The organism is Jatrophihabitans sp. (assembly GCF_036389215.1).
Taxonomy (GTDB): Bacteria; Actinomycetota; Actinomycetes; order Mycobacteriales; family Jatrophihabitantaceae; genus Jatrophihabitans_A.
In genome coordinates this window covers 1-3,744 of sequence record NZ_DASVQG010000030.1, presented here as the reverse complement: position 1 = coordinate 3,744, position 3,744 = coordinate 1, and the positions used below count along the sequence as shown (strand labels likewise).

The following is a 3,744-nucleotide window of genomic DNA, read 5'->3' as shown; positions in this document are numbered from 1 at the left end:
ACCTCGCTGGCGCTGCGGGCAGCCGGCCTGCCCACACCCCGAACGATGATCGCCATGACGCCGGAGGCGACCCTGGCGGCGCTCGAGGAACTGGGCTACCCGGCCGTGCTCAAACCCGTGACGGGCTCCTGGGGACGGTTGGTCACCAAGCTCGAGACCCGGGCCGAGGCCGTCACGGTGCTGGAGTACGTAGCGGCACTGACCGGACCGCAGGCACATCTGGGATACGTGCAAACCCTCATTCCTCCAGAAGGCCGGCAGATCCGGGTGATCGTGGTCGGCGGTGAGGCGGTCGGCGCCAGCCACCAGCTGAGCCAGGGCTGGCGCACCAACGTCGCTCGGGGTGGCCGGAGCATCCGCTGCGAACTGTCCACCGAGCTGGCCAAGCTGGCGGTCTCGGCCGCCGAATCGGTGGGCGCCGAGCTCGCCGGGGTCGATCTGATCGAAGACCCGGACGGACGGCCGCTGGTGCTGGAGGTGAACTCCGGCGTCGAGTTCTTCGGGTTCCAGCTGGCTCACGACGGTGAGGTCGACATCGCCGACCGCATCGTCGAATACACGATGGCGGTCATGGTGGAGGCATGCTGAGGGTGGCGGTGGTCGGCGGTGCCGGCTACATCGGTGGCGAGTTGCTCCGGCTGGTGCTCGGCCACCCCGACCTGACGTTGGCCGCGACCACGTCGCGCAGGCTGGCCGGCCGCCGGATCGACAGCACCCACCCGAACCTGCGCGGTGTCACCGACCTGACCTTCATCGGCCCGGATCAACTGACCAGCTATGACGTGGTGCTGCTGGCCACCGGGCACACCGAGACCATGCATTCGATGCCTGACATGATCGGCCGGGCGGGCGTGGTGATCGACCTGTCGGCCGACTTCCGGCTCGCCGATCAGGCCCAGTACCGGCGCTATTACCAAGCCGAGCATGCTCATCCGGAGTTGGTGAGCAGCTTCGTCACCGGACTTCCCGAAGTGCACCGCAAGCGGCTGGCCGAGGCCGACCGGATCAGCGTGCCCGGGTGCATGGCGACGGCGGCCATCCTGGCGCTGCAGCCGCTGGCCGAGGCGGACCTGATCACCGGCCTCGTGACGGTGGATGCCCGCACCGGCTCCAGCGGTTCCGGGGCGGGGGCGAGCGCGGCCAACGTGCACGCCGAGCGCAGCGGCGCGATGCGGGTCTTCGCTCCGGCCGGGCATCGGCACGAGGCCGAGATCAGCCAGAGCATCGGTGCCCGGCCGGTATCCATGACCGCGACCGGCGTCGAGGCGGTGCGCGGGGTACAGGTGCTCTGCCGGGTTCCGGTCGCCGCCGGGATCACCGAGCGAGATCTGCGCATCCGCTACCGGGAGTTCTACCGCGACGAGCCGTTCGTCCGGGTGGTCACGACGAGAACCGGGCTGTACCGGCTGCCGGAGCCCAAGATCCTGACCGGCACGAACTACTGCGATGTCGGGTTCGCCGTCGACGACGCGCACCGCCAGGTGATCGCGATAGCCGCCCTGGACAACCTGGTCAAGGGCGGTGCCGGCAACGCTCTGCAGTGCCTCAACGTCCGCTTCGGCCTGCCTGAGCGGACCGGCCTCGACTTCATCGGGCTCCATCCGGTCTAAGCCGATCCTCACTGCTTTTCCCCGTCCGTTCCAGGAGGTCCGGCTCGATGATGGTGTACCCCCAGCAAAGCCCAGTGCTACCCGACGCGCGCTCGGTCCGGTTGCTCAGGGAGATGGTTGAGATCCCGTCACCGTCCTATCAGGAGGCCGAGCTGGCCGAGTTCCTGGCTGGGCAGATGAGCGAACTCGGCTACGCGGCCGAGGTCGACGCTGCCGGCAACGTCGTCGGTGAGCTGGAGCGCGGCGACGGGCCCACCGTGATGCTGCTCGGCCACCTGGACACGGTGGCCGGGACGGTCCCGGTGCGCGAACAGGACGGCCGGCTCTACGGCCGCGGCACGGTGGACGCCAAGGCACCGCTGGCAGCCATGATCTGCGCGGCCGTCAGCAGCGACTTCGCCGGCCGGCTGGTGGTGGTCGGTGCGGTCGAGGAGGAGACGCCGCTGTCGCGGGGGGCGCTGCATATCCTGGACACCCACCGGCAACCGGATGCCCTGATCATCGGCGAACCGAGCGGCTGGCGGACAGTGGTACTGGGATACAAGGGGAAACTCGATTTCTGGTACCGGGTGAGCAGTGAGGCGACGCACCCGACCAATCCGGCGCCGAAGGCCAGCGAACTCGCCGCAGACTGCTGGCTGCAGGTATGCCAGCTGCTGGGACCCGAGGCCAGCCATGCCCGGTTCGACCAGCCGGGTGCCACCCTGGTCTCGATCACCGGCGACCTGACCACCGCAACCGCCGAGCTGAGCATCCGCACGCCGTTCGGCTTTGACGCCGAGGCCTTCCTGACGGCGCTGCGAGCGCGAGTGATCCGCGGCGAGATCGAGCTGATCAATGTCGTGGGCGCCTGCCGCGTCGATCGCAACGATCCGGTGGTTCGCGCGCTGAACGGCGCGATCCGCCAGACCGGCAGCGCCCCTGGCGTCAAGGTCAAGACCGCCACCTCCGACATGAACACCCTCGCCGAGCGATGGCAGATCCCGATGGGCACCTACGGACCTGGTGACAGCGTGCTGGACCACTCCGATGACGAACATGTCGTGCTCGTCGAGTATCTGGCCAGCATCCGGGTGCTCAGCACGGCGCTGAACGAACTCTCGACCATGCTGCCGCGACTGTCCGCCGCGACCGGAGGCCTGTCATGACCGAACTGATGGCGGGCCCGGTTGCCGGACCCGCGCCGGGCCGGCCGTCCGAGCCCGGAGCGGCGGCGGAGGACCTGGCCGCGGCTGACTGTGCCGAACGGGCGATCAGGGTGCGCGAACGCATCATCGAGATGTGCGCCAGCGCCACCGGTGGGCATCTGGGTGGCAGCATGTCACTGGTCGAGATCCTGCTGGTGCTCTACTTCGACGTGCTGCGGGTGAACCCCGACGACCCAGCCGATCCGTCGCGTGACCTGCTGCTGCTCAGCAAGGGTCATGGCGCGTTGTGCCTGTACGCGGTGCTCGCCGAACGCGGGTTCTTCCCCGCCTCCAGGCTGGCCGAATACGGCGAGCCCGGTGGCCCGTTCATGGCACATCCGAACCCGGCGCTGCCTGGTGTCGAGATGCCGTCCGGCGCTCTGGGTCACGGGCTGCCGATCGGCGTCGGCGTCGCGCTGGAGGCACGGCTGTCCGGCAGCGGACGGCGCACCGTCGTCGTGCTGGGTGACGGTGAACTGCAGGAGGGCTCGGTATGGGAGGCCATGATGGCGGCGAGCAGCTTCGGCCTGACGGGCCTGACCGCGGTGGTGGACCGCAACCGCCTGCAGATCACCGGCGACACCGAGTCGGTGGTCGGACTGGAACCACTGGACGAGCGTTGGCGCGCGTTCGGCTGGACGGTGCGCGAGGTGGACGGCCACGATCCCGGGCACTTGCGCGCGGCGCTCACCGCGGCGCCGGAAGAAGGCCGGCCGACGGTGGTGCTCGCCCGCACCGTGAAGGGACGCGGGCTGCCCTACGTCGAGGGCACGGCGGTGAGTCACTTCGCGAGGCTGGGCGAACGGCAACGGCGCCGGGCCCTGGCCGCGGTGCAGGCCGACGGGCGGCGGCCATGACCGCGGTTCTGGCAACGTCGTGCCGGGAGGCATACCGCGACGCCCTGATCGCCGCCATGTCGCTGGATGACCGCCTGGTCTGCCTCGACA

At 69.7% G+C, this 3,744-nt stretch carries 4 protein-coding genes; all 4 read left to right on the top strand.

Features of this window, described 5'->3' with window-relative positions:
• Positions 1 to 588: RimK family alpha-L-glutamate ligase (locus tag VF542_RS01360; protein WP_408649912.1), on the top strand; the 588-nt coding region annotated here is incomplete at its 5' end.
• Positions 582 to 1,610, top strand: a complete 1,029-nt coding sequence (gene argC, locus VF542_RS01355; RefSeq protein ID WP_408649911.1) for an N-acetyl-gamma-glutamyl-phosphate reductase — start codon at positions 582 to 584, stop codon at positions 1,608 to 1,610. The genes VF542_RS01360 and argC, both read left to right, overlap by 7 nt.
• 47 nt (positions 1,611 to 1,657) lie before the next feature.
• Positions 1,658 to 2,758 carry a M20/M25/M40 family metallo-hydrolase gene (locus tag VF542_RS01350; RefSeq protein ID WP_408649910.1) on the top strand — a complete coding sequence of 367 codons (1,101 nt, stop codon included), beginning with the start codon at positions 1,658 to 1,660 and terminating at the stop codon, positions 2,756 to 2,758.
• The gene (locus VF542_RS01345) at positions 2,755 to 3,654 is read left to right on the top strand and encodes a transketolase (protein ID WP_408649909.1); all 900 of its coding nucleotides are present in this window, start codon (positions 2,755 to 2,757) and stop codon (positions 3,652 to 3,654) included. The genes VF542_RS01350 and VF542_RS01345 overlap by 4 nt, the downstream gene beginning before the upstream one ends.
• Positions 3,655 to 3,744: the final 90 nt, after the last annotated feature.